22 protein-coding genes are annotated in these 26,483 nt (G+C 64.6%); 15 read left to right on the top strand and 7 right to left on the bottom strand.

Going from position 1 to position 26,483, the window contains the following annotated elements:
- Positions 1-80 precede the first annotated feature (80 nt).
- Positions 81-1,163, bottom strand: coding sequence for a YbhN family protein (locus M2427_RS28505; protein ID WP_280710203.1), 1,083 nt, complete (start codon positions 1,161-1,163; stop codon positions 81-83).
- Between the two features lie 417 nt (positions 1,164-1,580).
- On the opposite strand from M2427_RS28505, the gene M2427_RS28500 reads away from it, so the two are divergent.
- Together M2427_RS28500 and M2427_RS28495 are read left to right on the top strand one after the other, a co-directional pair.
- Positions 1,581-2,087, top strand: a complete 507-nt coding sequence (locus tag M2427_RS28500) for a ferritin-like domain-containing protein (protein ID WP_280710202.1) — start codon at positions 1,581-1,583, stop codon at positions 2,085-2,087.
- 286 nt (positions 2,088-2,373) lie between these two features.
- Positions 2,374-4,773 carry an EAL domain-containing protein gene (locus M2427_RS28495; RefSeq protein WP_280710201.1) on the top strand — a complete coding sequence of 800 codons (2,400 nt, stop codon included), beginning with the start codon at positions 2,374-2,376 and terminating at the stop codon, positions 4,771-4,773.
- A gap of 4 nt (positions 4,774-4,777) precedes the next feature.
- On the opposite strand, the gene M2427_RS28490 is transcribed toward M2427_RS28495, so the two are convergent.
- Positions 4,778-5,212 (bottom strand): hypothetical protein, encoded by a 435-nt coding sequence (locus M2427_RS28490; protein WP_280710200.1) that lies wholly within the window; start codon positions 5,210-5,212, stop codon positions 4,778-4,780.
- Positions 5,213-5,291: 79 nt separating this feature from the next.
- Here M2427_RS28490 and M2427_RS28485 point away from each other — a divergent pair, with 79 nt between their 5' ends.
- The gene (locus M2427_RS28485) at positions 5,292-5,879 is read left to right on the top strand and encodes a hypothetical protein (RefSeq protein WP_280710294.1); all 588 of its coding nucleotides are present in this window, start codon (positions 5,292-5,294) and stop codon (positions 5,877-5,879) included.
- A gap of 66 nt (positions 5,880-5,945) precedes the next feature.
- Entirely contained in the window at positions 5,946-6,545 is a 600-nt protein-coding gene (locus M2427_RS28480) for a YdcF family protein (RefSeq protein ID WP_280710199.1), read from the top strand.
- 62 nt (positions 6,546-6,607) lie between these two features.
- Here the strand turns inward: M2427_RS28480 and M2427_RS28475 are convergent, their stop codons facing one another.
- The gene (locus tag M2427_RS28475; protein WP_280710197.1) at positions 6,608-7,951 is read right to left on the bottom strand and encodes a PLP-dependent aminotransferase family protein; all 1,344 of its coding nucleotides are present in this window, start codon (positions 7,949-7,951) and stop codon (positions 6,608-6,610) included.
- Between the two features lie 186 nt (positions 7,952-8,137).
- On the opposite strand from M2427_RS28475, the gene M2427_RS28470 reads away from it, so the two are divergent.
- A complete protein-coding gene (locus M2427_RS28470; protein WP_280710196.1) occupies positions 8,138-8,374 on the top strand; it encodes a DUF1127 domain-containing protein in 237 nt (78 codons plus the stop codon).
- An 849-nt stretch (positions 8,375-9,223) separates the two neighbouring features.
- Here M2427_RS28470 and M2427_RS28465 read toward each other — a convergent pair.
- From M2427_RS28465 to M2427_RS28455, 3 genes are all read right to left on the bottom strand, one after another.
- Complete coding sequence (locus M2427_RS28465; protein WP_280710293.1) at positions 9,224-9,619, bottom strand: hypothetical protein; 396 nt, start codon at positions 9,617-9,619, stop codon at positions 9,224-9,226.
- 81 nt (positions 9,620-9,700) lie between these two features.
- The gene (locus M2427_RS28460; RefSeq protein ID WP_280710195.1) at positions 9,701-10,126 is read right to left on the bottom strand and encodes a universal stress protein; all 426 of its coding nucleotides are present in this window, start codon (positions 10,124-10,126) and stop codon (positions 9,701-9,703) included.
- A gap of 50 nt (positions 10,127-10,176) precedes the next feature.
- Positions 10,177-10,713: a histidine phosphatase family protein gene (locus M2427_RS28455; RefSeq protein ID WP_280710194.1), complete on the bottom strand. Its 537-nt coding sequence runs from the start codon at positions 10,711-10,713 to the stop codon at positions 10,177-10,179.
- A gap of 197 nt (positions 10,714-10,910) precedes the next feature.
- Here M2427_RS28455 and M2427_RS28450 point away from each other — a divergent pair, with 197 nt between their 5' ends.
- From M2427_RS28450 to M2427_RS28410, 9 genes are all read left to right on the top strand, one after another.
- On the top strand, positions 10,911-12,371 hold the full coding sequence (locus tag M2427_RS28450; RefSeq protein WP_280710193.1) for an FAD-binding oxidoreductase: 1,461 nt from the start codon (positions 10,911-10,913) through the stop codon (positions 12,369-12,371).
- Positions 12,372-12,457: 86 nt separating this feature from the next.
- The gene (msrB, locus tag M2427_RS28445; RefSeq protein ID WP_280710192.1) at positions 12,458-12,970 is read left to right on the top strand and encodes a peptide-methionine (R)-S-oxide reductase MsrB; all 513 of its coding nucleotides are present in this window, start codon (positions 12,458-12,460) and stop codon (positions 12,968-12,970) included.
- Between the two features lie 178 nt (positions 12,971-13,148).
- The gene (locus tag M2427_RS28440; protein ID WP_280710191.1) at positions 13,149-15,410 is read left to right on the top strand and encodes a flagellar hook-basal body complex protein; all 2,262 of its coding nucleotides are present in this window, start codon (positions 13,149-13,151) and stop codon (positions 15,408-15,410) included.
- Between the two features lie 35 nt (positions 15,411-15,445).
- Complete coding sequence (gene flgK / locus M2427_RS28435; RefSeq protein ID WP_280710190.1) at positions 15,446-17,326, top strand: flagellar hook-associated protein FlgK; 1,881 nt, start codon at positions 15,446-15,448, stop codon at positions 17,324-17,326.
- An 18-nt stretch (positions 17,327-17,344) separates the two neighbouring features.
- Positions 17,345-19,738 (top strand): flagellar hook associated protein, encoded by a 2,394-nt coding sequence (locus tag M2427_RS28430; RefSeq protein ID WP_280710189.1) that lies wholly within the window; start codon positions 17,345-17,347, stop codon positions 19,736-19,738.
- A gap of 70 nt (positions 19,739-19,808) precedes the next feature.
- The gene (locus tag M2427_RS28425) at positions 19,809-20,594 is read left to right on the top strand and encodes a hypothetical protein (protein WP_280710188.1); all 786 of its coding nucleotides are present in this window, start codon (positions 19,809-19,811) and stop codon (positions 20,592-20,594) included.
- 10 nt (positions 20,595-20,604) lie between these two features.
- A complete protein-coding gene (locus M2427_RS28420) occupies positions 20,605-22,209 on the top strand; it encodes a hypothetical protein (protein WP_280710187.1) in 1,605 nt (534 codons plus the stop codon).
- A 16-nt stretch (positions 22,210-22,225) separates the two neighbouring features.
- Positions 22,226-23,473, top strand: a complete 1,248-nt coding sequence (locus M2427_RS28415) for a hypothetical protein (RefSeq protein WP_280710186.1) — start codon at positions 22,226-22,228, stop codon at positions 23,471-23,473.
- Positions 23,470-24,966, top strand: a complete 1,497-nt coding sequence (locus M2427_RS28410) for an aspartate aminotransferase family protein (RefSeq protein WP_280710185.1) — start codon at positions 23,470-23,472, stop codon at positions 24,964-24,966. Before M2427_RS28415 ends, M2427_RS28410 begins: the two co-directional genes overlap by 4 nt.
- A gap of 73 nt (positions 24,967-25,039) precedes the next feature.
- Here M2427_RS28410 and flbT read toward each other — a convergent pair whose 3' ends face one another.
- Positions 25,040-25,480, bottom strand: coding sequence for a flagellar biosynthesis repressor FlbT (gene flbT / locus M2427_RS28405; RefSeq protein ID WP_280710184.1), 441 nt, complete (start codon positions 25,478-25,480; stop codon positions 25,040-25,042).
- 320 nt (positions 25,481-25,800) lie between these two features.
- Here flbT and M2427_RS28400 point away from each other — a divergent pair.
- Positions 25,801-26,483, top strand: a 683-nt coding sequence (locus M2427_RS28400; RefSeq protein WP_280710183.1) for a DUF1522 domain-containing protein, incomplete at its 3' end; no start/stop codon positions are given.

Raw genomic sequence — 26,483 nt, 5'->3', positions numbered from 1 at the left:
AAATAAGAGAGCATTGCTCCCCGGCTCGCAACCTTCTGTCTGCTGCTTTTGCGGGCTCCCGAGGTAGCCGTTGGCGGATCTTACCGTTTACTGACCTGGCGCACCAACCGCTCACGTTCCATCGGCGTCACTTCCTTGGGCAGGTTGGCCTGCGCGCAAGCTTCCGCCAGCCGCCGCCGCTCCTGCCAGGGCCGGACCACATTCATCCAGAGCTCGCGGGTGCCCATGATGGAGATGGCGAGACCAAACGGGATCACGAAATAGAGGATGCGGAAGACCAGCAAGGTCGCGAGCAACTGCTCACGGCCGAATTCCGGCAGCGCCACCAGCATCGCGGCGTCGAACACGCCGATCGAGCCGGGGGCATGGCTGGCAAAGCCGAGCAATGTTGCCAGGATGAACACCACCGCGAGCGACAGGAAGTCGATCGGTGGATCGGCTGGTATCAGCAGATACATCGCGAAGGCGCAGAAGCCGAGATCGACCACGCCGATCAGGATCTGGACCAGCGTCAGCGGCGCCGACGGCAGCACCACTTTCCAGCCCTTCTGGCCGAGTTCGCGGCGCTTCTCGCCCATGCCGAGCCAGACCAGATAGGCAGCGATCGAGGCGAGCCCGCCGAAGGCGATCAGCCGGTTGATCGACGATGGCAGCTGATCCATGTAGGAGGCCGCGTCCGGATGGATGGCCATGCCGATCGACAGCACGAAGATGTTACCGAGCCAGAAGGTCAGGCCCGAGAGGAAACAGATCTTGGCGACGTCGATCGCGTTCAGCCCATAATCCGAATAAATCCGGAAGCGGATCGCACCGCCGGTAAACACGGTCGCGCCGATGTTGTGGCCGATCGAGTAGGACGTGAAGCTGGACAGCGCTGCGATGCGGTAGGGAACGTGCTTCTTGCCGATCGTTCGCAGTGCAAAAAAGTCGTAAAAGGTCAGCGTGCAGAAGGCTAGAAACACGCACAGCGCCGCGAGCCCGATGTGGCCGCGGGGGATTTCGGTCAACGTGGTCAAGACGACCCCGGTATCGATGCCCTTGAGAGTGCGCACCAAATGAGTGACCGCGAAGGCGATGATCATCACGCTCGCGGCAATCCCGAGCCGTCGCCAGCCGATCCATCTCTTGAAGCCGCGCTTCAGCGCGGGCAGCAGTCCGTGCATTCATCCTCCCGGCGGGGGCAAGACCGGCTTGGCCAGGTATCGGCCAGTCGGTTGCGATCAGTGCCCGAAGGGGCATCGATCGCTGGGCATGATGTAGCTCATTTAAGGCAAAAACGGCGACTTGTGCAGCCCTTGACAAGGACGCGTACTACACCGGACCGGCTGTTTTTGTCATATGTGGTTCACATGGGGCGCGCGTTAAGCATGTGAGTCGAAGGCGAAGTGTCGATTATATTCACATGGTCCCAAATCCAGCGCCCGCAAGCATTGTTCCGGCGCAAACGCGCCCGGGGTTTCTTTGGAACGACGGCGCGAGGCACAGGTTAGCGCCCCATCAGCAACCGAACACGGCAAAACAAGCGGCTTTTCGTCCAAGCCGGTGCCGTCGTGTTCCCGAAACCAACGAGGATCGGAACGATGGGACTGTTCACAAAAGACATCAAGACCATGAACGACCTGTTCGTGCATCAACTGCAGGACATCTATTACGCCGAGCAGCAGCTCACCAAGGCCCTGCCGAAAATGGCGGACAAGGCCACCGATCCGCAGCTGAAACAGGGCTTTTTGACGCACCTCGAAGAAACCAGGCAGCACGTCGCGCGGCTCGAGGAAGTGTTCAAGATGCACGGTGCCACGGTGAAGGCCGTCGATTGCCCGGCCATCGACGGTATCATCGAAGAGGCCGACGAGACCGCGGGTGAGGTCGCCGACAAGGCGGTGCTCGACGCAGCTCTGATCAACGCGGCGCAGGCCGCCGAACATTACGAGATCGTCCGCTACGGCAGCCTGATCGCCTGGGCCAAACAGCTTGGCCGCAGCGACTGCGCCGCCGTGCTCGCCAAGACGCTCGAGGAAGAGAAGGCGACGGACAAAAAGCTGACGTCGCTGGCCGAGAGCAAGGTGAATATGCGAGCTGCAAGCTAGGTCAGGCGCAGTCGAACGAGCGCCGCGCGGCCATCCGCGCGGCGCTCGCACATACGTTCCGGCATCGCCGCGGGGGTCCTTAACGCGACGCGGCAGACCGGCAGCGTCCTTGGTGTCGCGCTGTTCGGTTCGCTGGTGGCGTTCGATGGTCGGTTTCGGTGCAAGGGCCCGAGCAATGTGAGTAGCCACACACATTCTCTGTTCACCATTCCGGGAGCCGGCGCATAGCCGGTTACCGACTATCCATCTCTGCCGGTTCTAGTGCCCGATGGAACAGGGGCCGGCAATGTATCAAGTTTTGTTTTGTCTGACGGACCAGCATGATGGGCGACTGGTCGCACTCGCCGGGGCGGTGTGTCTGCTCGCGAGCGCGGCGGCAATCAGTCTGTTTCATCGGGCGCGAGCGGCGAATGGCGGTGCTCGCCTCGTATGGATAACGCTCGATGCCGTCGTGACCGGTTGCGGCATCTGGGCAACCCATTTCATCGCGATGCAGGCCTACGGGCCCGGCGCCGGTGGCGCCTACAACATCCCCGTGACGATCCTCTCGCTGATCTTTGCGATTGCGGTCACCTTCATCGGCCTCGGCATCTCGGTCTCGGCCAAGCGCGGAAGTCTGGTCGCCCTCGGTGGCGCCGTCGTAGGCACTGGCGTCGCCGCGATGCATTACACCGGCATGATGGCGTTCGAGATTCCCGCCCATGTCGGCTGGACCACCGGAACTGTCGCGGTGTCGATCTTGCTCGGCGTGGTCTTTGGATCGTTTGCCCTGTTTGTCGCGGGGCGAAACGATAGCCTGTCCAGCGCGTTGGGCGCAACGATCCTGCTCACAATTGCCATCGTCTCGCATCATTTCACCGCGATGGGCGCATTGGTCCTGACGCCCGATCCGACGCTTGCGATCAGCGGGCTTTCGATCCCGCCGGCGTCGTTGTCCATCCTGACCGCCAGCGCAGCCATTGCCGTCATCGCTATCGCGCTCGCGGCCGCCGTGCTCGACCGTCGCGCCAAGGGCGAGATCGGGCGCCAGCAGATCGTGCTCGACACTGCGCTCGAGAACATGTCGCAGGGACTGTGCATGTTCGATGCCGAAGGCAAGATCATCCTGTTCAACGAGCGTTACGCGACGATGCTCCGCCGCTCCGACATGCAGCTCTCCGGCCGCGTGCTGCTCGACATTCTCCGCGAGGAGGCGGCGAAGGGCCAGTGGAACGGTGATGCCGAACAATTCTTCGCGCGCCTCGTCGAGGATGCCCGGGTGGGACGTACAACGACGGATGTCGTTCGCCGGTTCGAGCGCTCGATCCGCGTCGTCAACCAGCCGATGCAGGGCGGCGGCTGGGTCGCCACCTTCGAGGACATCACCGAATGGCTGGAGGCGCAGGCCAAGATCTCGCACATGGCGCGCCATGACGCGCTGACCAATCTGCCGAACCGCGTGCTGTTCCACGAGCAGCTCGAGCAGGGGCTGCGCCGGGCGGCTGCGAACGACCAGCTCGCGGTGCTCTGTCTCGACCTCGATCACTTCAAGGACATCAACGACTCGCTCGGCCATCCCATCGGCGATGCGCTCCTGAAGCAAGTCGGCCAAAGGCTGAAAGCGACGGTCGGCGAGCACGACACCGTAGCCCGTCTCGGGGGCGACGAGTTCGCCGTGGTCCAGATCGGCCGCTCCGAGGAAGCCGCCGCGCGAGCGCTCGCCCGACGCCTCGTCGAGGTGATCTCTGCGCCCTACGAAATCGACGACCACCAGATCGTGATCGGCGTCTCGATCGGCATTTCGCTGTCGCCGCAGGACGGCAGCAATCCCGACGCGCTGCTGAAAAACGCCGACCTCGCGCTGTATCGCGCCAAGGCCGACGGCCGCGGCACCTATCGCTTTTTCGAGACCGGCATGGATGCGCGCGCGCAGGCCCGGCGCCTCCTGGAGATGGATATGCGCGCGGCGCTGCAACGCGACGAGTTCCAGCCTTACTACCAGCCGATCCGCGACGTCGCCAGCAATCGGGTTGTCGCCTTCGAGGCGCTGCTGCGCTGGAATCATCCGGAGCGCGGCCTGATCTCTCCCATCAGCTTCATTCCGCTTGCCGAGGAGACCGGCCTCATCATCCAGCTCGGCGAGCTCGTGCTGAACCGTGCCTGCGCGGATGCCGCGACCTGGCCGGATGGTATCGGCGTCGCCGTGAATTTGTCGCCGGTGCAGTTCAAGAATCCGAACCTGATCGTATCCGTGAGCGAGGCATTGGAGAGATCGGGGCTCGCGGCGAGCCGCCTCGAGCTCGAGATCACCGAATCCGTGCTGCTTCAGAACAGCGAGACGACGCTGACCACGCTGCATGAGCTGCGCGCCATGGGCGTGCGCATCTCGCTCGACGATTTCGGCACCGGCTATTCCTCGCTGAGCTATCTGCGCAGCTTCCCCTTCGACAAGATCAAGATCGATCGCTCCTTCGTTTCCGAGCTTGCGACGCGCGAGGATTCGGTGGCGATCATCCGCGCCGTGACGGGCCTTGGCCGCAGCCTCGGCATCGTCACCACTGCGGAGGGTGTCGAGAACGACGCGCAGCTCGATCTGCTGAGGCGCGAGGGCTGCACCCAGGCGCAAGGCTATCTGTTCAGCAAGCCACGGCCTGCCGCCGACGTTGCGTTGATGCTGGAAGGCCCGCGGCTGCGCGCGTCCGCGTGAGGGACTAGCTGCGGCGCAGCGCGAAATGCGCGCCGCAAAATGCCATCACGGCGCCGAGACACAGTGCCGCGAGGCCTGCGAGCACGCCTGAAATGGTCGGGATCGGGCTCGGCGCCGAGGCCGCCTGTCCAGCGCCCGCGAGCAGCAGCACGCCGACGGCGATCAGGAATTGGCGCATCCGTTGCGGGATCTGGCCGGAGACGGCACTCTGCATCAGCGAGGCCGTGAAATAGCCGCCGGAGAATCCGACGGTCGCGATCAGCCACCAGGCGATCGCAGCACCGGTCGGCATGAGCTCATGCGTGTCGGAGCGCCAGAGGCCGCCGAGGTCGAGCCCGTAACGCGTGCCCAGCATGTGCACCGCGATCGCAGGCAGCACGCCCGCGATCGCGGCGGCCCCGAGAATCAGGCGGCGCGGAAAATAGATCGTCTCAGCCATATCTCGCTTGTAGGATGGGCGGGGGCGATCGCGCAAGCGGATCGGGAGCGGAATTGCGCAGCCGGGATTGATGATCGATATGCAGGTTTCGGAGGCGCAGGACCCGCCAGTCACGAGCTACGCCTACAAGGCGTCGCTGATCGGTTCGGCACATCGCTTCGAGCTGACCGACGAAGGATTGTCCTGGCACATCGCTGGCCGCTCGGGCGTCTGGCGCTACGACGAGATCAGTGCCGTCAGGCTGTCGTTCCGCCCGGTCTCGATGCAGCAGCACCGCTTTCGTGCCGATATCAGCCGCATCAAGGGCGGCCGCATCTCGATTTTGTCGACGAGCTGGCAGACCGCGGCGCTGATGGCGCCGCAGGACAACGGCTTTCGCGCCTTCATCGTCGAGCTGCACGCGCGGATGGCTAAGGCCGGCAGCCGGGCCGCGCTGACCGCCGGCCTCGGCCGCAACACCTATACAGCGGTGCTTGCGTTCCTGGCGCTGCTGGCCGTGGCGATGGCCGGGCTGTTGATCCGCGCGCTGATAACAGGCGAATTCGCCGGCGTGCTGTTCATCCTCGGCTTTGCCGCGCTGTTCGTCTGGCAGGTCGGCGGTTTCGTCCGACGCAACCAGCCCCGCGCCTACAGCTTCGATCAGCTGCCAGCGGGCTTGCTGCCCTAGCGGCTTGCAATCGGCCGCAATCAAAATTGACTTCGCCGCCGCGCGCCGGTCCCGCATCGTGCCGCGATGACTGTCTTGGATCGCAGCACGCGGCTGCCGACGGCGGACGAGATCGCCGAGATCAATCGCACCCATCTGATCGACACGCCGCTTCGGCCGGCCGATCTGCTGTTTCTGTTCGGCACCCGCGAGGATGTTGCGCTCCGCGTCGAGACCGCCGCGCGGCTGTGGCGCGACGGCTATTTCCGCTGGTCGATTGTCAGCGGCGGCGTGACGCCGGGGTCGGAGCAATCCGAGTGCATGATCATCAAGGCGGCGATGGTCACGGCGGGCATTCCGGCGGATCGGATCCTCGAGGAACATCGCGCGATGAACACCGGCGAGAACGTCATCTTCTCGCTGCCCATCATCGATGCGGCTCTGGGACTGCACAACGTCCGCAGCGTGATCTGTCTCGGCAATACCTGGACCGCGCGGCGCTATCCGATGACATTGCACCGGCACTGGCCTGATGTGACCAAGCTGCTCTTCACCGTCGACACCTTTGCGACGCCGCGGGCGCTCTGGCACACCGACGCCGAGTTTCGCCGTCGGGTCCTGCACGAATGGGACAAGATCGAGCCGTACAAGGCGAAGGGATTTATTGCCGATTGGCCGGAGCCCTGAAAGGCGATTTTGTTTTGACGCGTTTTCTTCACGCGAACCGGGATCCACTTCGCTCGAAACGCTTATTCCGTCGAGTCAAAATCCTCTTCCTTGGTGCCGAGCAGCGACACGAGCGTGCGCAGGCCGGAATCGAGTTGCTCGAACGAGGGCGGGGCGAGGGCCAGTCGCACCGCATTGGGCGCGTGGCCATGCGCGACCGCGAAGGTCGATGACGGCGTCAGCGCGATCCCGCGCCGGGCCGCCGCGGCGACGAATGTCTGCGAGCGCCAGTGCGGCGGCAGCGTCAGCCAGAGATGATAGGAGCGCGGGTCAGCCGAGAGCTGGTGGCCGGCGAGCAGCCGCGCCGCGGTCTGCTGGCGCCGCGCGGCATCGATGCGCTTGAGCCGCGTCAGCTCGGCGACGGTGCCGTCAGCCATCAATCGCTGTCCGGATGCGAGCGCGTGGCCGGACGCGATCCAGCCGCCGGTGCGTACCGCACTCATCACGCTTTCGCGCAAATGCGGCGGCGAGACGAGGATGCCGAGCGCAAGGCCCGGTGCGACCTTCTTGGACAGGCTGTCGAGCACGATGCAGCGGTCCGGCCCCAATGCGGCCAGCGGCGTGTCATCGGCGAGGAAGCCGTAGACGGCGTCCTCGATGATGGTGAGATCGAGCTTCTCGGCGACGCGCACGATATCGGCGCGGCGTGTCGCGTTCATGGTGACGCCGAGCGGGTTCTGAATGATGGGCTGCAGATACAGCGCCGACAGATGCGCTTCGCGATGCGCCTTCTGGATCGCGTCGGGCCGCGCGCCGAATTCGTCCATCGGGATCGGCACCAGCGTGATGCCGAGCCGCGCGGCGATGCTCTTGACGTACGGATAGGTCAGCGCCTCGACGCCGCAACGGCCGCCGGTCGGAACGAGCGCTGCAAGCGCGGCCGCGAGCGATTGCTTGCCGTTGGCGGTGAACAGGATCTGCTCGGCCTGCGGCGTAAAATCCTTGCGCGCGAGATAAGTGGCGGCCGCATTGCGCGCGCTCTTGGTGCCGGTGCTGGTGGAGGAGCGCAGTGCGGCTTCGAGCGCGTCGGCGCGTTCGAGCCCGGCGAGGCTCTTGGCGATCATCGCCCATTGCTGCGGCAGCAGCGGATAATTGACCTCGAAATCGATGCGCGCATCGCGCGGCTCGGCGATGGTCTCGACCTCGCGCCTGATGTCGCCGGAGATGAAGGTGCCGCGGCCGACCTCGCCGACCACGAGGCCGCGACGCAGCAGCTCCGTATAAACCCGGCTGGCTGTCGAAACGGCAATGCCGCGATCGTAGGCAAAATTGCGCTGCGGCGGCAGGCGGTCGCCGGCTCTTAACGTGCCGTTAGAGATATCTGCGGCAATGGCATCCGCAAGCTTCACGTACTCGAACTTGGACATTATTGCACCGAGAGCAATGTTTTCCTTGCTCCGAGCAATGTACTGGAGCATTTAAGTTCCATCAAGGTCCGCGATTGAGCCGAGGAAAGCGAGAGCAATCCGACGGCACATGAGGTGCAGGCGCTTCCAGCGTTTGCGCCAACGGCATCCGCTTCGCCGCGCAGGACCAAAGGCCGGAGAAGAAACATGACCATGATCTCGCAAACTGCCGGGCGGAGCTTACGCCCATCCTCGTCGAGCGGATTTTTTGCCACGCTCGCAGCCGTTGCTTATGGGCTGCTCGACCGCCTGGAGCGCCGCTCCGCCGTCAAGACGCTGAACGAACTCGACGAACGCGCGCTGCGCGACATCGGGATCAATCGCAGCCAGATCGAAGACGCCGTCTACGGCCAGTTCAAGGCCGAGCTGACGCGGTATCTGTGAGCTTCCTCTTCTGTATCCCGGACGCGCTGCAGCGTTCTTACGCTGCTGCGCAGAGCCGGGACCCAGGAAGCCGCAGAGTCCGCTGATGCATGGGCCCCGGCTCTGCAGCGCATCACTTCGTGCTGCGCAGCGTCCGGGGCACGACACCATTTTTCAACGTCAGACATAGATAATCATCCTCGCGGCTCATATCGCCCGAGCTTTGCTCCGTCGCCTCACCCTCAAATGAAAGAGGGTGCAGGGAAGACCGGGTGCCCGGCTGGCACCCGCGGTCCACTGTGCGAAGATTGCGCTACAAGAGGCTGCACAGCGGCATACAGGTGTAGCCGAAACATCCGGCCTTCCCTGCGCAGTGGTTTGACGGCTTATGTCGTGATCTCCCCGGGGAGCGATGCACTATTGCCCCCGTCGTCTCGCAGATGCCTGATGCGAACACCCGGTTGGGCCACACGCATCACCACAAGACTTGACGCACAGACTCCGGGCGCCAGGACCACACGATTTTGCCGTACGCAGATCACACCGGTCGTTTGCGCGGTGATCTCGCTCACGGTCGCCCGCCCTGCAAAACCTGATCGCGCCGATGTGGCCTGCGTCCACCGCCGTCCGGCCCGCGTTCGTGACGATCGCGATACGCCCCTCTTCCTTGGGCCGGGTTGCCGAAACACATACGCCGTTTCCGAATTTCGGTAAAGCGGAATATTTTCGAGCCGCCGGATTGACCGATGGGTGGCGTGTTTTGCCCGTCGGGCAACGCAAGATCTCGTAGCCCCTTCGTAGGGTGGATTAGCCGAAGGCGTAATCCACCACTGTCTATTTCCGCGGCGACAGAAGTGGTGAGTTACGAGATCAAGCCAACGCGAGCTCGCCCCACGCGCTGCCATAAGCTCGATCGTCATCGGACCGGTCGGGCTTTTGGCGCAGCCTCGTCGGCGAGCTACGTTGGCGCCGATGCCTGATATCGAGCCGTTGCATCAGTGCAATGGCACTGCCCGATAGCATCGCGATCCGTGCCGCCGCCTGTTTGACGACGAATATGATCGTTGTGATGCGGCTCAGCACACCGATCAAAAACAGCACCGAGAAGATGTCGATATAGGCGAGGAAATCGCCGATCAGCATCAGTTCGGGCGGGATCGGGATGCTGTGATAGTAGGCGAGAATGAGGATGACGACGGGAATGAAGGCGATGACCTTCCGCACCGTCAGCCTGTCCAGCAACGCCGCCAGTTGCACGACCAGCACCTCCCACAACGCATCACTGATCCCCAGCGGGACCTCGTAGGTCCATCTCCGCCACCAATGCTTCACGACATTGCTCCGAATTTAATGCCTCACCACCAGCACCGAGCATTTGGCGTAGCGCACCACGTGCCCGGCATTGGAGCCGAGGAAATAGGTGCGCATCGCGGGCCGGTGCGAGGTCATCACGATCAAATCGGCCTTCATCTGCGCGGCTTCCTCCAGGATCTCGTGATAGATGCCGCCTTGGCGCACCACGCTGGAGATGTGGGCGGCGTCGATGCCGGATTCGCGGGCGACGATGGCGAGCGCCTCTTCCGAGGTCTGGCGCTGCTGTTCGTCGAAATCGGCCGGCACGTATTCGGCCAGCATCACCGGGGTCATCGGCAGCACGTTGAGCAGCCGGACAGATCCACTCCAGTTCTGTGACAGCGTCGTCGCGGTCTCGATCGCAGGCTTGGCCAGATCGGTGTCGGCGAGGTCGATGGGCACGAGGATGGACTTGAACATCTGCGCCTCCAAATCTTCCAGTCAGGACGTTTTGCCGGCACGTCGCGCGATCATCCCTGTCGAAGCAATTTGGGGCTGACGAACAGCACCAGTCTGCCGCGGCGGTAGGCCACGTCACCCCAATCCTTGACGTCAAAGTCGAGGATCGCAAGCCCTGCTGTGGGCAGATTGTCGGAAAGCGCCTTGGCGCCGGCCGGATCACCCTTGCCCATCAGCATCAGGCCGGCCTCGTGCATGCCGGGATTGTGCCCGACCAGAAGCAATTGCCTGGGATTGGCCGGGACGGTTGCAGTGCGAACGGTTTCCAGGATCTGCGCGGGATCGGCGCCGTAGAGTTCCGGCAGGATCTCGACCTCAGGCGCCGCGACACGGTCCTTCATGGCCTCCCAGGCGATGTCCCAGGTCTGCCGGGCGCGGACAGCGTGCGACACCAGCACCATCTCGGGGGCGGGCGGATGGGTGGCGATCCAGTCGCCCATCTCGGCAGCATCCTTCCGGCCGCGGTCGTCGAGCCGGCGGTCCTGATCACGGCCGCTCGGCGCGTCGGTCTCGGTCTTGGCGTGGCGCAGCAGCATCAAACGGCGCATGGCATTCTCGAATCGTTCCACGTCCAGAATAATCTACAGGCGTCCATTGAGGACAAGGTGACAAGCGCCCGTACAGTCCTCTAAAGCGCAATGAGATTAGGATAAATCCTCATCGCGCCTTAAAATTCTTTGTCTTGAGCATGATCTTTTCGGAAAACCGCTGCACACTTTTCCGGATCATGCTCTAAGAAAACGCTATGAGCGAGACTTTCACAAGCTTAGCCCAGGAAGAAGCCGGCTTTCGCGAGCGTGCCCGGCTGTCGTTCGATCTCGACGCCGACATTTGCGTGATCGGGGCAGGGCTTGCCGGCCTTTCCATTGCGCTGGAGGCGGCCCGGTTAGGGGCCAGCGTCGCGGTGCTCGAGGGCCGCCATATCGGCTGGAACGCTTCCGGCAACCAGCTCGGCACCGTGATGCCTGGTTTTGCGCTGCCGCTGACCGAACTGATCGAGCGCATCGGCTTCGAGGATGCCAGCGAATTATGGACGCTCTCGAAGGAGGGCGCTGAGTTCGTCCGCGCCAACGCCAGCGAAGGGAATATGCCTGATATCGGCCTCACCGAAGGCGTGCTCGAGGTCTCCAACGTTGACGCCGGCGATCGGCTGATCAGCCGGCTGCAGATGCTGAACGAGGATTTCGACACCGAGGTCGAGGGCTGGCAGGTCGATCGCGTCCGCGAGGTGCTCAAGACCGATCACTACTTTCACGGCGTCTATTACCCCAGGGCGTTCCAGGTCGACGGACGTAAATATGTGCACGGCCTTGCGGCGCTGGCACGGCGCGCCGGCGCCCGCATCTTCGAGGATACGCCTGTCGTCAGCATCGATCATTCCGGTATCCGCAAGCGCATCGTCACGCCGTCGGCGCGGCTGCGCGCCACCCATATTGTCCTCGCGGGAAATATTCATCTCGGCGCGCCTTTGCGCCGGCTGTCGGAGACGCTGCTGCCGGTCTGGCGTTACGCGGGAATAACCGCGCCGCTCGGCGAGCGCGTGCACGAGGTCATCGGCTTCAAGGGATCGGTGATGGATTCCGACGGCGTCGATCATTTCCGCGTCGTCGATGGTGATCGCCTGATGTGGGAGAGCCCGGAGACCACCTGGTCCGCGCGCCCGCAGCGCTTTGCAGGGAGCGTGAGACGGCGGATCCGGTCGATTTTCCCTGAGCTCGGCAACGTCGAGATATCAGAGACGTTCGGCGGCGCCACCGGTCAGACCGTTCACGGCATGCCGCAGATCGGCCAGCTGCGCAAAGGCCTCTGGGTGGCGAGCGGTTTCGGCCGCCAGGGCATGAACACCTCGGCCATGGCCGGGCAGCTGATCGCGCGCAGCATTTTGTGGGGCGACGAGCGCTGGAAGCTGTTCTCGCCGTTCGAGCTGGTCTGGGCCGGCGGCACCACGGGGCGCGTCGCGGGCCAATTGGTCGGCATGTGGGGCAGGGCAAGTTCCGCTGCCGCGGGGGCGCTTGCCCGTTACCGCGAGCGGGCACGGGTGAAGGACAGGGAACGCGAGGCGCGGCTGGCTGAAGCCAACCGGGCTGCCGGCACCGGTCCGCGCCGTCCCCCGCCCGGAGTTCGGCCGCGCGTGGCGCCGGCTCCGCAACCCGCGGCCGCTGCGAGCCCGGAACCGGTCTCCGACGACCACAGCGTCTCGCAATAAGTTGAGAAAAATCCCGCCTGGAAGTGTAACATTGGCCGTTATAGCCCGTATCTCAGGGCGTGGACTTCCCGCGCACGGAGAATGAGATGTTTGACCGCCGCATCCTGTTGACCACTGTCGCCGGCCTGTTCGGCCTTTCGGCCTTCCGCTGGCTGCGGGCAACGCCGGCCGCGGCCGGAGAGAAGGCCGCGCAAAAGTTCGAGATCGAAAAGACCGACGCCGAGTGGCGTGCGCAATTGACGCCGCAGCAATATGAGATCCTGCGCAAGGAGGGCACCGAGCGCCCGGGCTCCAGCCCGCTGCTGAACGAGCACCGCAAGGGCACCTTCGCCTGCGCCGGCTGCGACCTGCCGCTGTTTGCGTCCGAGACCAAGTTCGAGAGCGGCACGGGCTGGCCGAGCTTTTACCAGCCGATCGAGGGCAATGTCGGCAAGACCGAGGACCGCACCTTCGGCATGGTGCGCACCGAGGTGCATTGCCGGCGCTGCGGCGGCCATCTCGGCCACGTCTTCGACGACGGTCCGAAGCCGACCGGATTGCGCTACTGCATCGACGGTTTCGGGCTGGTCTTCCATCCCGCGGCGCCGTCGGCGACGTAGGTTTGGTCCCGGCAATTGTTGCCGGTCCGGCAATTATGCCCCGGTCGTCCGACCGGGGCATTTCTATTTAAGCCCTTGATTTCCTGAGAATACCCGCTTTGGCATAGGCCTTGCGACGTCTCCTCCGACTGCGGCCATTGGTCTGCCGGCCGCCGAGATCGGATTTGGAGACAAAGTTATGGGTATCTTCGATGCAATGAACACCTCGGTGGGTGGCCTGCAGGCGCAGTCCTACGCGCTTCAGAACATCTCGGGCAACATCGCGAACTCGTCCACCACCGGTTACAAGGGCATCGGGACCAGCTTCGTCGATCTCATTCCTGACGCCTCGGTGCCGAGCAAGCAGGTCGCGGGCGGCGTGACGGCCAGCGCCAAGGCCACGATCACCACCCAGGGCACGATCTCATCCTCCACCGTCGCCACCAACATGGCGATCACCGGCGACGGCTTCTTCTCGATCCAGAAGGCGACCGGCGTCGTCGATAACGTGCCGGTGTTCAGCGGCGTCACCTACTACACCCGCCGTGGCGACTTCCAGCTCAACGCCAACGGCAACCTGGTCAACGGCGCCGGCTATTATCTGATGGGCACCACGGTCGACCCCAAGACCGGCAATCCGACCGGCAATGTCGCCACCGTCCTGAAATTCCAGAACAACTTCATCCCGGCGCAGGCGACCACCTCGATCCAGTACGCCGCGAACCTGCCGAGCGTGCCGAACACGGCGGCGAGCTCGACCGCGGCGACCGGCACGCTGCTGGCGGCGGGCGGTCTCAACCCGTCTGACTTCGCCGCCAACCCGCTGCCGGTCGGCACGCCGCCGGCGCCCTATACCAACGCGACGGTGTCCGGCGCCGCCGCCACCGGCAACCTCCGCTCGGCCTATTCGTCGACGACCGGGACGGGATCGGTTGCGCTGCAGAACAATTCGTCCGCCGTGGCCTCGACCAGCACTTCGCTCGACAACGTCGCCGGCACGCATCTGGCTTCCAGCATTCTCACGGCACTGAGTGGCCAGACGCTCACCATCACCGGCGCGGGCGGTGCCCATACCATCACCTTCAACGCCGGCAACACCGTGACGCTCGGCGCCAACTCCACCATCGGTCTCGGCAGCGGGACCCCCGCCACGGTTCAGGACATCCTGACCGCGATTCAGAACGCCGGCGGCGCCGGCGTCACGGCAACGCTGAATGCGAGCGGCAACATCGTGATCTCGAGCGGCACTACGACCGACGTCGCGGTCACCAGCGGCACCGCGGCGACCGCGCTCGGCATCAGCAGCGTGACGCGCGGCGGCAACGTGCTGTCCTCGCCGGCGATCACCGGCGCCACGGTGCTGAGCGGCTCCGCGACCGCCGGCAGCGCCGAGGTGCTCTCCTCGGGCTTCACCGCCGGTGACACCATCACGGTCGATGGCCAGCTGCTGACCTTCATGGCGGCTGGTGCGTCCGGCCCGAACCAGATCAACGTCACCGACAACATTACGACCCTGCTCGGCAAGATCGATAGCCTCTCCGGTGCGTCGGGATCATCGGTCAGCACCGGTGGCGTGATCACGCTGAACACCGGCACCGTTTCGAACCTGTCGGTGTCGAGCTCCAACAGCGCAGCCTTCGCCGCGCTCGGCTTCACCTCGACCATCACCAAGAACCGCAACGGCGGCGGCACCGCCGGCACCGGCGGCGTGATCGGCAACGACATCGCGACCTTCACCAAGGAATCGATCAGCGGCGGCGCGGTGACCGCATACAATGCGGCCGGCACGCCGGTGAACCTGCAATTGCGCTGGGCCAAGACCGACAGTGCGTCGCTGGGTGCCGGTCATGCCGACAGCTGGAACCTGTTCTACCAGACCGACCCCAATGCGACCGGCACGACGGTCGGCTGGGTCAACACCGGGCAGGCCTTCACCTTCGCTGCCGACGGCTCGCTGACCTCGCCGAGTGGTTCGGGCATCACCATCAACAACGTCGCCGTCGGTGGTCAGTCGCTCGGCTCGGTCTCCTTCAACATCTCCTCGGGCGGGTTGACGCAATATGCCTCGACCAGCGGCGCGGTGACCATCAACACCATCACGCAGAACGGCTACGCCGCGGGGCAGCTCCGCTCGGTCGCCGTCAACAACAACGGCCTCGTGGTCGGCACCTTCTCCAACGGCCAGAACCTCGACCTCGCCGAGGTGTCGTTGTCGCACTTCAACGGCACCAACTACCTCAAGGCGCTCGACGGCGGCGCCTACGCCGCGACCGACCAGTCGGGTCCGGCGATCGATGGCGCCTCGGGCTCCATCAGCGGCTCGTCGCTGGAAGGCTCCAACACCGACATCGCCGACGAGTTCACCAAGCTGATCGTGACCCAGCAGGCCTATTCGGCCAACACCAAGGTGATCACGACGGCGAATTCGATGGTCCAGGATCTTCTGAACGTGTTGCGCTGATTGGCGCGTAACGTAACCAAAGGCGGCAAGTCAACATGGGTTTGAGTTCAGCCCTTGCCAGTGCGATGAGCGGACTGCGTGCCAACCAGGCCGCGCTCTCGATCGTCTCCTCGAACGTCGCAAACTCGCAGACGCCGGGTTACGTCGCCCAGACGCCGAACCAGATCGAAGTCACCACCGGTGATTTCGGCTCGACGGCGAAGACGACCGGCGTCAGCCGCGACATCGACACCTATGTGCAGAACCAGCTGCGCACCGAGACCGGCGGCAGCGGCTACGCTGATCAGATGGCCAACATTCTGAAGCAGCTTCAGAGTGTCTACGGCACGCCCGGCAACAGCGGCACGCTCGAAACCGCGCTGAACACTTTCACCTCGTCGCTCCAGGCGCTGTCGACCAACGCGGGCTCGTCGTCGGCGCAGAACGTCGCGCTCAGCGCCGCGCAGTCGCTGGCGACGCAGCTCAACGTCACCACCAAGGGCATCCAGTCGCTGCGCTCGAACGTCGAGCAGGATCTCAGCACCTCGTCGCAAGCCGCCAACGCGGCGCTGAACCAGATTGCCGACATCAACATCAAGCTGCAAGGCCTGGCGCCGACCGATCCGTCCGCGGCGACCCTGATGGATCAGCGCGACCAGGCCATCAACAGCCTGTCGAAATATGTCGACGTCCGTGTCACCACCGACGGATCGAACCAGTCCAACATCTACACCACGACAGGCATCCAACTGGTCGGCGCGGGGCTTGCCTCGCAATTTTCCTTCACGTCTGCCGGGGCGCTGGGCGCGACCTCGCTCTACAACATCGATCCGACCAAGTCCGGGGTTGGCGCGCTCGCCATCAAGCTGCCGAACGGCTCGTCCATCGACGTTGCCGGCAACAACGTCGTCTCCTCCGGACAGATCGCGGCCGACCTGAAGCTGCGCGACCAGACGCTGGTGCAGGCGCAGAACCAGGTCGACCAGCTCGCCGCGACGATGTCGAGCGCGATGTCGGACAAGACCACGGCCGGCACCACCGTCTCCGGTCCGCCAGCGGGATTCGACATCGATCTCGCCGGTGCGCAGCCGGGCAACACCGCCAACATCACCTATACCGACAGCACCAACACGCAGCGCCAGGTCACGCTGGTGAACGTGACCGATCCGACCGCGCTGCCGCTGCAGAACGCCACCAACGCCAATCCGATGCAGATCGGCGTCAATTTCGCCGGCGGCATGGGTGCGATCGCCTCCGCGCTCAACACCGCGCTATCGGGATCGCATCTGGTGTTCTCCGCGGCGCCGTCGCCGGCGACCGCGACGACGCTGCGGGTCACCGACGACAACAGCGGCCTCGCCAAGGTCAATTCAGCCTCGAGCACGAAGACGGTCTCGTCACTGACCTCGGGCGGTCCGCAACTGCCGCTGTTCACCGACGGCGGCCAGGCGCTCTATACCGGTGCGATCACGGGATCCGGTTCGCAGATGACCGGCCTTGCCGGCCGTATCGCCGTGAACACGCAGCTCACCGCCGACCCGACCAGGCTGTCGATCTATAGCACCTCGCCGGTGACGCCGACGGGCGACACCACGCGCTCGGACTATCTCTACTCGCAGCTCACCACGGCCGTGTATTCCTATTCGCCTCAGACCGGTCTCGGCTCGGCGAGCCAGCCGTTCACCGGCAGCGTCTCGAACTATCTGCAGCAGTTCCTGAGCGTGCAGGCCAACGCCTCGAGCCAGGCGACCCAGCTCCAGCAGGGCCAGAGCGTCGTGGTCTCGACGCTGCAGGCCAAGTTCAACTCGACCTCCAGCGTCAACCTGGACTCGGAGATGTCGAACCTGATCCAGCTTCAGAATGCCTATGCCGCCAACGCCCACGTGATGTCGGTGGTGCAGAGCATGATGAACACGTTGATCCAGGCTCAAAGGTAATCAGTAGGGCTCTGAAACATGTCGATCAGCAGCATCAATTACGGCTCGTCAGTCCTCGGCGCGCAGGTCCGCAACATCAATCAGCAGCTCACCGACCTGTCGACGCAGCTGTCGACCGGCAAGCTGTCGCAGAACTATTCCGGCATGGGGACCAACGAGGGCTTTGCGATCGCCGGGCGCGCGCAGCTTTCGAACATCGCCGCCTATACGGACACGATCACCAACGTCAACGTCAACATCAACCTCGCCAACACCGCGCTGCAGTCGCTGACGACGATCCGCAACACGGTGCAGACCGGGTCCGCCGGCACCTCGCAGGATCTCAACGTCAACGGCCAGACCGTCGCGCAGAACACCGCCGCCGCGCAGTTCGGCTCGATGGTCGGCGTGCTCAACACGCAGTCGGGAAACCGCTATCTGTTTTCCGGGACCGCCTACAACACGCAATCGGTGGCGGATGCCGGCGACATCATCAACGGCACCACGACGCAGGCCGGCCTGAAGACCGTGATGGCGGAACGCAAGGCCGCCGACCTCGGCGCCAACGGCATGGGCCGGCTGGTGCAGTCGACGCTGGCATCGGGCGCGATACAGGTGCAGGAGGATTCGGCGACGTCGCCGTTCGGACTCAAGATCGCCGCGGTCTCCTCGACGCTGACCGGCGCGACCGTGACCGGCCCGAGCGGTTCGCCGGTGTCGTTCTCGGTCAATCTCAACGGCGTCAATCCGAACAACGGCGACAAGCTCAGCGTCCAGTTCACGCTGCCCGATGGCTCGACCGAGCAGATCAACCTGACCGCCTCCACCGCGACGCCGACGCCGGTCGGCAGTTTTGCGATCGACCCGGGTAATCCCAATGTCATTCCACCGGTGCCCTCCAACCCGGCCATCACGTCGGCGAACCTCAACACCGCACTGAACACCGCGATCACGAAGCTCGCCAACACCTCGCTGGTGGCGGCGTCGGCCGTGGCCGCCGGCGACAATTTCTTCAATACGGCGGGATCGGCCACCGCGAATGCGGCGGCCACCGGCAATCTGAGCTCCTATACCTCGACGACCGGGACGGGCTCGGTCGCGTTGCAGGACACCGCATTGGCGGCTGCGTCGACGACCACGTCGCTCGATCCTTCGGCGACACCCCATCTCAACGGAGCCATTCTCAACGCGCTCGCCAACGCTCCGACCGGTACCACCCTGACCATCACCGGCGCGAGCGGCGCCCACACCATCACCTTCGACCCTACCGTCACCACTGTCACGACGGCCAGCGGCAATACCACGATCGGACTGGCTTCGGGCAGCGCCGCGAAGGTGTCTGATATCTTGAATGCGATCGCGACGGCCGCCGGCGTCCCCTCCGCCAACGTGACTCTGAGCGCCAGCGGCAATATCCAGATCGCGACCGGCACCGGCACCGACGTGACGGTCACCGGCGGCGCGGCGGCCACGGCGCTTGGTCTCAGCAGCGTGACGCGCGGCAGCGTGTCGTCGACGGCTCCGATCACCGGTTCGACTGTGCTGAGCGGCACTGCGACCACGGGCGGCCCCTCGGTCCTCTCGACGGCGTTCCAGGCGGGGTCGGCGGGTCCGCCTGTCGTTAACCCCGATACGATCACGGTGAACGGTCAGACGCTGACTTTTGTCGCCTCGGGCGCCGTCGGCCCAAACCAGATCAACATTACCGACAACGTCACAACTCTGCTCAGCAAAATCGATCAGATCACCGGCACCTCGAAGCCGTCGACCATCCATGGCGGCGTGATCACGATCAACACGGACGATCCCGGGAGCCTCAACATCACGAGCTCGAACAGCACGGCGTTCGCGGCGCTCGGCTTCACGACCTCCCCGGTCACGGCGGCAAAGGCTCCGCTGCGCGTCGGCTCCTCGCCGGCAAGCTCGGCGACGACGCTGGTGAACGGCACGGCCAACACCGTGAAATGGTACACCGGCAATGACGGGCCGGGCTCGGCGCGCTCGACGGCGGTGGCGCGGGTGGACGATTCCGTCACGGTGCAATATGGCGCCCAGGCCGACGAGACCGCGATCCGCAAGCAGCTGCAGGCGATCGCCGTGTTCGGTACGTTCTCGACCTCGCCGACCGGGCAATATGCGGGCGCGCAGGTGGCGGCGCTGAGCCTGCGCACGACGCAGGCGCTGACGCCCCAGGCCGGGCAGCAGAAGATCGAGGACATCCAGACCGACATCGCGATGGCCCAGAACACGATGAAGGGCGCGTCGACGCGCCAAACCCAGGCCAAGGCGCAGCTCCAGACCATCATCGACCAGGCGGAGTCGGCCTCGCCCGACCAGGTCGCGAGCGAAATCCTGTCGCTCCAGAACGCGCTGCAGGCGTCTTACCAGACTACCTCCAAGCTCGCGCAGCTCTCGCTGGTCAAGTACCTCTGACGGCGCATTAAGACGCCGTTAACCATGCCTCTTTACCTCTTGGAGAGGATTTGAGCGCACGGAGCCGTCGATGTCGGACAAGATGCAACTGGTGGTGGCGACGCCCTGCTTCGGCGGCCAGGTGTCGAGCATTTACGCGAGCTCCATCTTCGCGCTCCAGCGCGCCGTGCACGGCATGTCCAATCTCGGGCTGAAGGTGCTGTTGCGGGACGGCGATGCGCTGATCACGCGCGCACGGGCCAATCTGGTCGCGATGTTCCTGGACGACCCGGACGCGACGCATTTCCTGTTCATCGACGCCGATATCGGCTTCAAGCCCGAGCAGGTGTTCCGGCTGATCGAATGCGGCGCCGACGTCGTCGCCGGTTGCTATCCGATCAAGCGGGTGAACTGGGACAAGGCGAAGCGGGCGATCCAGGCCGGCCGCACTGATGTTACAGCGGCCGCGCTCGACTACGTGCTCGAGATCGAGGACCCCGATCGTATCGTGGTGGTCAACGGCTTTACCCGCGTGCGCTATGCCGGCACCGGCTTCCTGATGATCCGCCGCCAGGCGCTGGAGGCGATGTGCCGCCATCCGGACTACGCCAATCTGCAATTCTTCCGCGAACATTCGCACGACACGCTGGTCGCGAGCCCGAACCGGTTCGCGCTGTTCGAATGCATGATCGATCCGGCGACCGGCACTTACCTCTCCGAGGACTTCGCCTTCTGCAAGCGCTGGACCGATATCGGCGGCGAGATCTGGGCCGATATCCAGAGCTCGCTCGACCATGTCGGTCCCTCCGTCTTCCACGGCGATATCGCCTCGCAATTCGCAGCCGCGCCTGCCGCTGCGGCGGCCGACGCGGCGTGAGCCTGTCGGGATGAGCATCGGCGCATCCCATCTGTCGGACATCGAGCACGCGTCAGGGGGCGGCTCGCGCTATCGCCTGCGCGATCTCTTCACGCCGCTGGACACGCTGCTCGTCTCCGGCGGTGATGGCCGGCTGGCGCTGGATCCGAAAGAACGCGTCAACGCCTATGGCTGCGGGCCGTCGCCCGATCCCGAGATCTGGAATTTCGCTTCGTCGACGGCTTCGCCGATCTCGCAACGCGCCTACGACCGCGCCGCGCTGGCGCGCGAGGAACTGGTCCACAAATCGCTGTTTGACGAGGTCGAGATCGCCTTCGACCGGCGTTGCGAGCACCTGCGCGATGAGTTGCGCGGGCACCTCCAGCTGCCGCCGCGCATCGACGTGGTGTTCTCGCCATCGGGCACCGACTCGCAGCTCCATGCCTTGTTCCTGGCGCATGCCGTGCTCGGTGCGCCGCCGGTGACGATCGTGGTCGGCGCCGACCAGACCGGCAGCGGCACTGTTCATACCGCGCGCGGGCATCATTTCAGCACGATGACGGCGAGTGGCCTTGCGGTGCGCAAGGACGGCCCGATCGCGGGTCTTGCAGGTGACAGCATCGCCGTGCCGCTGCTCGACGCCGAGACCGGCTTCACGATGCGCACCGACGCGGATGCTGCGGTCATGCGTGCCATCGAGGACAGCCTGGCGCAAGGCCGGCGCGTTCTGTTGCACATCATGGATTCGTCAAAGCTCGGCTGGCGCGCGCCGAGCGTCGCCTGTCTCGATGAGATCGCGCGGCGCTGGCCGCGCAAGGTTCAGGTCGTCGTCGATGCCTGTCAGGCCAGGCTCGGCCGACGCCGGCTGCGCTCCTATCTCGATCGCGGCTACATGGTGCTGATCACGGGTTCGAAATTCTTTGGCGGGCCTGCCTTCAGCGGAGCGTTGCTGGTGCCGAAGGGGTTTTCCCGGTTGCTTGACCAGATCGAGGGAATCGCGCCGGTCGTGTTCGACTATGCCGGCCGCTGCGACTGGCCGATGGCTTGGACAGCGCTGCGCTCGCGCTTCGAACGTCGCCCGAATTTCGGCCAGTGGCTGCGCTGGGAAGCGGCACTCGCCGAGATCGGCAGCTACTATGCAGTGCCTGGTGCGTTCCGCGCCAAGGCGTTTGCCGAGCTTGCATCCGGTATCGACGCCATGATCGCATCGTCGTCGTCGGTGCGCGCCGTCCCGGCGGCCGTCGGCACCCCGGAAGTGGGCGACGAGGAATTCGCCCAACGCACGATCTTTCCGTTCACGCTTGTGCGCAACGGCAAGCCGGTATCCATCGCCGAGACGAGCGCCCTTCATCGCGCGCTCGCGCGCGACACGACCGACGACAACAGCGGCAGCGCGGAGAACCGGCAGGTTGCGGCCCAGCGCTGTCTCGTCGGCCAGCCGGTGCGACTGGAGCAGCCCGAGGGCGCACCGCAGGCTGCGCTGCGGCTATGCGTGGGTGCAAGGCTCGTCACCGACGCCTGGTCGCCCGACGGCGCGCAGGCGCAACGCAACGTGCAGCACATTGTCGATCGCACCGCCCGCGTGCTCGTGAAGATCGATCTGCTGCTTGATCGTACCGCCGCAGTGCCGGCGTAGCCCTTATAGGTGTGAGATGTTGCATCCGCTTGCCGCGCCCAACTATGCCGACCGCATCGGCTTTGCGCATTTGACGCGCCAGGCCTTCGAGGGCGTCGATCTGCATCCCTTGCGCGAGCATCTGCTGGCGCGGATCGCCGAGGGAACGGCGCAGGCGGGCGAGGGGCTCGATCTGTCGCTGATCGCCCAGCTGATGGGCGAGAAGGAAGCCGGGCTCGTGATCCAGTCCGAGGTGCTGTCCTTCCATCAGCTGTTTCGTACGCCCACGGCGGCGCCGAAGCCGGGCCTGCGCGTGCTTGCGCTGGCAGCCGACATCGACATGGGCGGCAACACGCCGATCGAATTTTTGCTTGAAGGCTCCGACATCGAGCTGCTGACGCTCTACGTGACCAAGACAACCGGTTTGCCGGATGCGCTTCCCGAACACGATGTCGCTATCGTGGTCGCATCCGATTCAGACGAGTGCCGCGACGTGCTCGCGCTGATCGAAAAGGCCGCACCGCACTGGCCGCGGCCGCTGCTCAATCGTCCCGAGCTGATCGGCAACCTCGATCGCGACAAGCTGTATCGGCTGCTGGCTGGCATCCGCGGTCTCGACATTCCCGTGACCGCGAACGCGACGCGCGCGCAGTTGACGGCTCTCGCGGAAGGGCGGATCGCTTGCACGGAGATTGCCGGCGAGCTGCGCTTTCCGATGATCGTGCGCCCGCGCGGCACGCATGCCGGCGTCGGGCTTGCGAAGGTCGACGATGCCGCCGCGCTTGCGGCTTATCTTGCCGAGCGGCAGGAGCAGGAGTTCTTCGTCGCGCGTTTCGTCAACTATGCGAGCCCCGACGGCCTCTATCGCAAGATCCGGCTTACCATGGTCGACGGCAAGCCCTTTGCTTGCCACATGGCGATCGCCGACCGCTGGGACATCTGGTATCTCAACGCCTACATGGCGTTCAGTGAAGAGAAGCGCGCTGAAGAAGCCATCTTCATGCAGGACTTCGACAACGCCTTCGCAGCGCGCCACAAGAATGCTCTCGACGAAATGAGCCGGCGCGTCGGCCTCGATTATTTCATCGTGGATTGCGCCGAGAATCAGGATGGCGAGCTTCTGGTGTTCGAGGCCGACAACACCGCCGTCGTGCACAACATGGATTCTCCGGCCGTGTTTCCATACAAGCCGCCGCAGATGCGCAAGATCTTTGCCGCATTCACGGCGATGCTGTCGCGGCATGCCAAGACGACATCAAAGGCAGGCATCGGGAGCGCTGCATGAACGAGATCATCCGCAATACGCAGACGTCCGTCACGAACGGATCGCTCGATCCGCAGGATTGGAGCGAGTTTCGCACGCTCGCCCATCGCATGCTGGATGAGGCGATCGACGGCATCGCCAATGTCCGCGCGCGTCCGGTCTGGCAGCCGATCCCCGACGAGGTTCGCGCGGCCGTTAGAGGCGACCTGCCGCGCGCGGCAACCGATCTCGCAGATGTCTATCGCGAATTCTCCGAGCACGTGGCGCCTTATGCGACCGGCAACGTTCATCCCGGCTTCATGGGCTGGGTGCACGGCGGCGGCACCGCGGTCGGCATGGTCGCAGAGATGCTCGCGGCCGGGCTCAATGCCAATCTCGGTGGACGCGATCACATGCCGATCGAGGTCGAGCGCCAGATCGTCGAATGGATGCGCGGCCTGTTCGGCTTTCCGCAAGGCGCAAGCGGCATCTTCGTCACCGGCACGTCGATGGCCAATTTGATGGCGGTGCTGGTGGCGCGCACGAGCGCGCTCGGTGCGCTGGCGCGGCAGCATGGCATCGGCAATGACGGCGCGCTGCTGACGGCTTATGCCTCAAGAGCAGCGCATGGCTGCATTTCCCGCGCGATGGACATCGCCGGGTTCGGCACCGATGCACTGCGCAAGGTCAATGTCGATGCCGATCATCGCATCGATGTCGTCGCATTGCGCGCGCAGATCGCTGCCGATCGCGAGGTCGGCTTCAAGCCGTTCCTGGTCACCGCGTCTGCTGGCACCGTCGACATCGGTGCGATCGACGACCTGAAGGCGGTCGCGGATTTGTGCCGCGAGGAGGGGATCTGGTTTCACGTCGACGGCGCCTTCGGTGCGCTTGCGATCCTTTCGCCCGAGCTGGCGCCGCTGCTCGAGGGCATCGAGCGTGCGGACTCGATCGCGCTCGACTTCCACAAATGGGGGCAGGTGCCTTATGACGCCGGCTTCCTGCTGGTGCGCGACGGCGAGCGGCATCGGCAGGCCTTTGCGCAGCCGGCTGCCTATTTGAGCCGGGAGGCGAGGGGCCTTGCGGCCGGCGCTGTCTGGCCTTGCGATCTCGGTCCTGATCTGTCGCGCGGCTTCCGCGCGCTGAAGACATGGTTCACGCTGAAGACGTTCGGCACCGACCGGCTGGGTGCGATGATCGCGCGAAGCTGCGCGCTGGCAAGATATCTGGAGACGCGCGTGCTCGCCGAGCCCAGGCTCGAATTGCTCGCACCCGTCAATCTCAACATCGTCTGCTTCCGTTACCGCGCTGAGGACGCGGTCAATCGTGAGATTGTCGCCGATGTCCAGGAGTCCGGCATTGCCGCACCGTCGAGCACGACGCTGGACGGCAGGTTCGCGATCCGCGCGGCGATCGTCAACCATCGCACCGCGGAGACCGATGTCGACGCGCTGGTGGCGGCCGTGATCAGGTTCGGGATGCAGCGGACCGGCGGGCTGATCGAGGTCGAGGCGCCGCCGCTCGCGGCGCCATGATCGTCATCGGCTGAAACGACAACGGCCCCGGATCATCTCCGGGGCCGTTGTCGTTCGGGCGGGGGTGAGCCGGTCAGGCGGCCGTGCTCACGTCGTTCTCGCCTGCCTCGGTTTTGGGATGACTGGACTCGAACTGCTCACGCAGCTTGTCTTCGTAGGCGATCAGCTTGCGGGCGTCCTTGAGCGCCCGGTAGAGATCGCCGCTCATGATGTTGTTGTTGATGCTCTCGATGATCGGCCAGGCGCTGGGCACGGCGGTAATGATGTCGCGCACCAGGTTGAAGTAGGTGCCGTGCTGGCTCTGCGGATCCGGCGAGATGTACATCAGCTGGACCGCCAGATAGACGAGCTTGGCAGGCGTATCGGCGGTCTCGGGCGTGAGAATGTCGCGCTCGCGCAGGATCGGCACGTTCTCGCCGTCGATCAGGAGGCGGGCGCGCTGGTCGGTGTTGGTGATGACGCAATTACCGACGATGATGCGTTCGTGCGGCCTGAGTTCGACCTTGAGGGCCATTTGCCTGTTCTCCATCAACGCTTTCGTAACCGAAGCGCGTGTTGTGGCGGATCAGGGCGCAATACTCCCTCAACATTAGTTAACGAGTTCTGAATCCGGACCTTCGTCGCGGAAAAGCTCAATTATTTCAATGCTGAATTTGCCTGATGATGCGACGTCGCCGCTGCCTGGATCAACCGAATCACGCCGCGACTCAGCGAAAGCGCCGATTTCATTTCATGCTTCGTTAGATTCTCGGGGCCACCGTCCGCCGGTCGCTGGGTCAATCAAGATCCCAGGATGCGTAACAGTAGCGTCGTTTACCAGAAAGGTAACACCCAATGTCCGGTATCGTTCTCTCATCCTCGGTTCGTCAGAACCTGCTCTCCCTCCAGTCCACCGCTGATCTTCTCGCCACCACGCAGAACCGTCTGTCGACGGGCAAGAGCGTGAACTCGGCTCTGGACAATCCGACCAACTTCTTCACCGCCCAGTCGCTCGACAACCGCGCCAGCGACATCAACAACCTCCTGGACAACATCGGCAACGGCGTGCAGGTGCTGCAGGCTGCCAACACCGGCATCACCTCGCTGCAGAAGCTCGTCGACAGCGCGAAGTCGATCGCCAACCAGGCGCTGCAGACCACCGTCGGTTACTCCACCAAGTCCAACGTCTCCACCACGATCTCCGGTGCGACGGCGGCCGACCTGCGTGGCACCACCTCCTTCGCCAGCGCGACCGCGCTGAGCGGCGTGCTGTATAACGGCACGGCTGGCGGCACCACGGCTGCGGGCGGCTCCGCGACCCTCGGCGCGACCCAGGGCTCGGTCGCTGGCACCGGCACGGTGTACGCAGCCGACGGCTCGACGGCCTTGACGGGTGCGATCACCCTGCTGGGCACGACGACCACCAGCGCGCTGGCCACCGCTCCCGCCGACGGCGACACGCTGACGGTGAACGGCAAGACCATCACCTTCCGTGCTGGTGCCGCTCCGGCGTCGACCGCGGTTCCGACTGGCTCGGG

Source organism: Bradyrhizobium sp. BR13661, from assembly GCF_029892425.1.
GTDB lineage: Bacteria > Pseudomonadota > Alphaproteobacteria > Rhizobiales > Xanthobacteraceae > Bradyrhizobium.
Note: the sequence above shows the minus strand (reverse complement) of the source record. Positions and strands in the feature narration are given on the sequence as shown.

What these genes read in the sequence shown, in the direction of transcription:
- M2427_RS28495 (WP_280710201.1), top strand. Translation starts at nt 2,374, where the DNA reads ATGTATCAAGTTTTGTTTTGTCTGACGGACCAGCATGATGGGCGACTG.
- M2427_RS28490 (WP_280710200.1), bottom strand. Translation starts at nt 5,212, where the DNA reads ATGGCTGAGACGATCTATTTTCCGCGCCGCCTGATTCTCGGGGCCGCC.
- flgK (WP_280710190.1), top strand. Translation starts at nt 15,446, where the DNA reads ATGGGTTTGAGTTCAGCCCTTGCCAGTGCGATGAGCGGACTGCGTGCC.
- M2427_RS28460 (WP_280710195.1), bottom strand. Translation starts at nt 10,126, where the DNA reads ATGTTCAAGTCCATCCTCGTGCCCATCGACCTCGCCGACACCGATCTG.
- M2427_RS28440 (WP_280710191.1), top strand. Translation starts at nt 13,149, where the DNA reads ATGGGTATCTTCGATGCAATGAACACCTCGGTGGGTGGCCTGCAGGCG.
- M2427_RS28430 (WP_280710189.1), top strand. Translation starts at nt 17,345, where the DNA reads ATGTCGATCAGCAGCATCAATTACGGCTCGTCAGTCCTCGGCGCGCAG.
- M2427_RS28505 (WP_280710203.1), bottom strand. Translation starts at nt 1,163, where the DNA reads ATGCACGGACTGCTGCCCGCGCTGAAGCGCGGCTTCAAGAGATGGATC.
- flbT (WP_280710184.1), bottom strand. Translation starts at nt 25,480, where the DNA reads ATGGCCCTCAAGGTCGAACTCAGGCCGCACGAACGCATCATCGTCGGT.
- M2427_RS28410 (WP_280710185.1), top strand. Translation starts at nt 23,470, where the DNA reads ATGAACGAGATCATCCGCAATACGCAGACGTCCGTCACGAACGGATCG.
- M2427_RS28500 (WP_280710202.1), top strand. Translation starts at nt 1,581, where the DNA reads ATGGGACTGTTCACAAAAGACATCAAGACCATGAACGACCTGTTCGTG.
- msrB (WP_280710192.1), top strand. Translation starts at nt 12,458, where the DNA reads ATGTTTGACCGCCGCATCCTGTTGACCACTGTCGCCGGCCTGTTCGGC.
- M2427_RS28425 (WP_280710188.1), top strand. Translation starts at nt 19,809, where the DNA reads ATGTCGGACAAGATGCAACTGGTGGTGGCGACGCCCTGCTTCGGCGGC.
- M2427_RS28485 (WP_280710294.1), top strand. Translation starts at nt 5,292, where the DNA reads ATGCAGGTTTCGGAGGCGCAGGACCCGCCAGTCACGAGCTACGCCTAC.
- M2427_RS28475 (WP_280710197.1), bottom strand. Translation starts at nt 7,951, where the DNA reads ATGTCCAAGTTCGAGTACGTGAAGCTTGCGGATGCCATTGCCGCAGAT.
- M2427_RS28450 (WP_280710193.1), top strand. Translation starts at nt 10,911, where the DNA reads ATGAGCGAGACTTTCACAAGCTTAGCCCAGGAAGAAGCCGGCTTTCGC.
- M2427_RS28455 (WP_280710194.1), bottom strand. Translation starts at nt 10,713, where the DNA reads ATGCGCCGTTTGATGCTGCTGCGCCACGCCAAGACCGAGACCGACGCG.
- M2427_RS28415 (WP_280710186.1), top strand. Translation starts at nt 22,226, where the DNA reads ATGTTGCATCCGCTTGCCGCGCCCAACTATGCCGACCGCATCGGCTTT.
- M2427_RS28480 (WP_280710199.1), top strand. Translation starts at nt 5,946, where the DNA reads ATGACTGTCTTGGATCGCAGCACGCGGCTGCCGACGGCGGACGAGATC.
- M2427_RS28420 (WP_280710187.1), top strand. Translation starts at nt 20,605, where the DNA reads ATGAGCATCGGCGCATCCCATCTGTCGGACATCGAGCACGCGTCAGGG.
- M2427_RS28470 (WP_280710196.1), top strand. Translation starts at nt 8,138, where the DNA reads ATGACCATGATCTCGCAAACTGCCGGGCGGAGCTTACGCCCATCCTCG.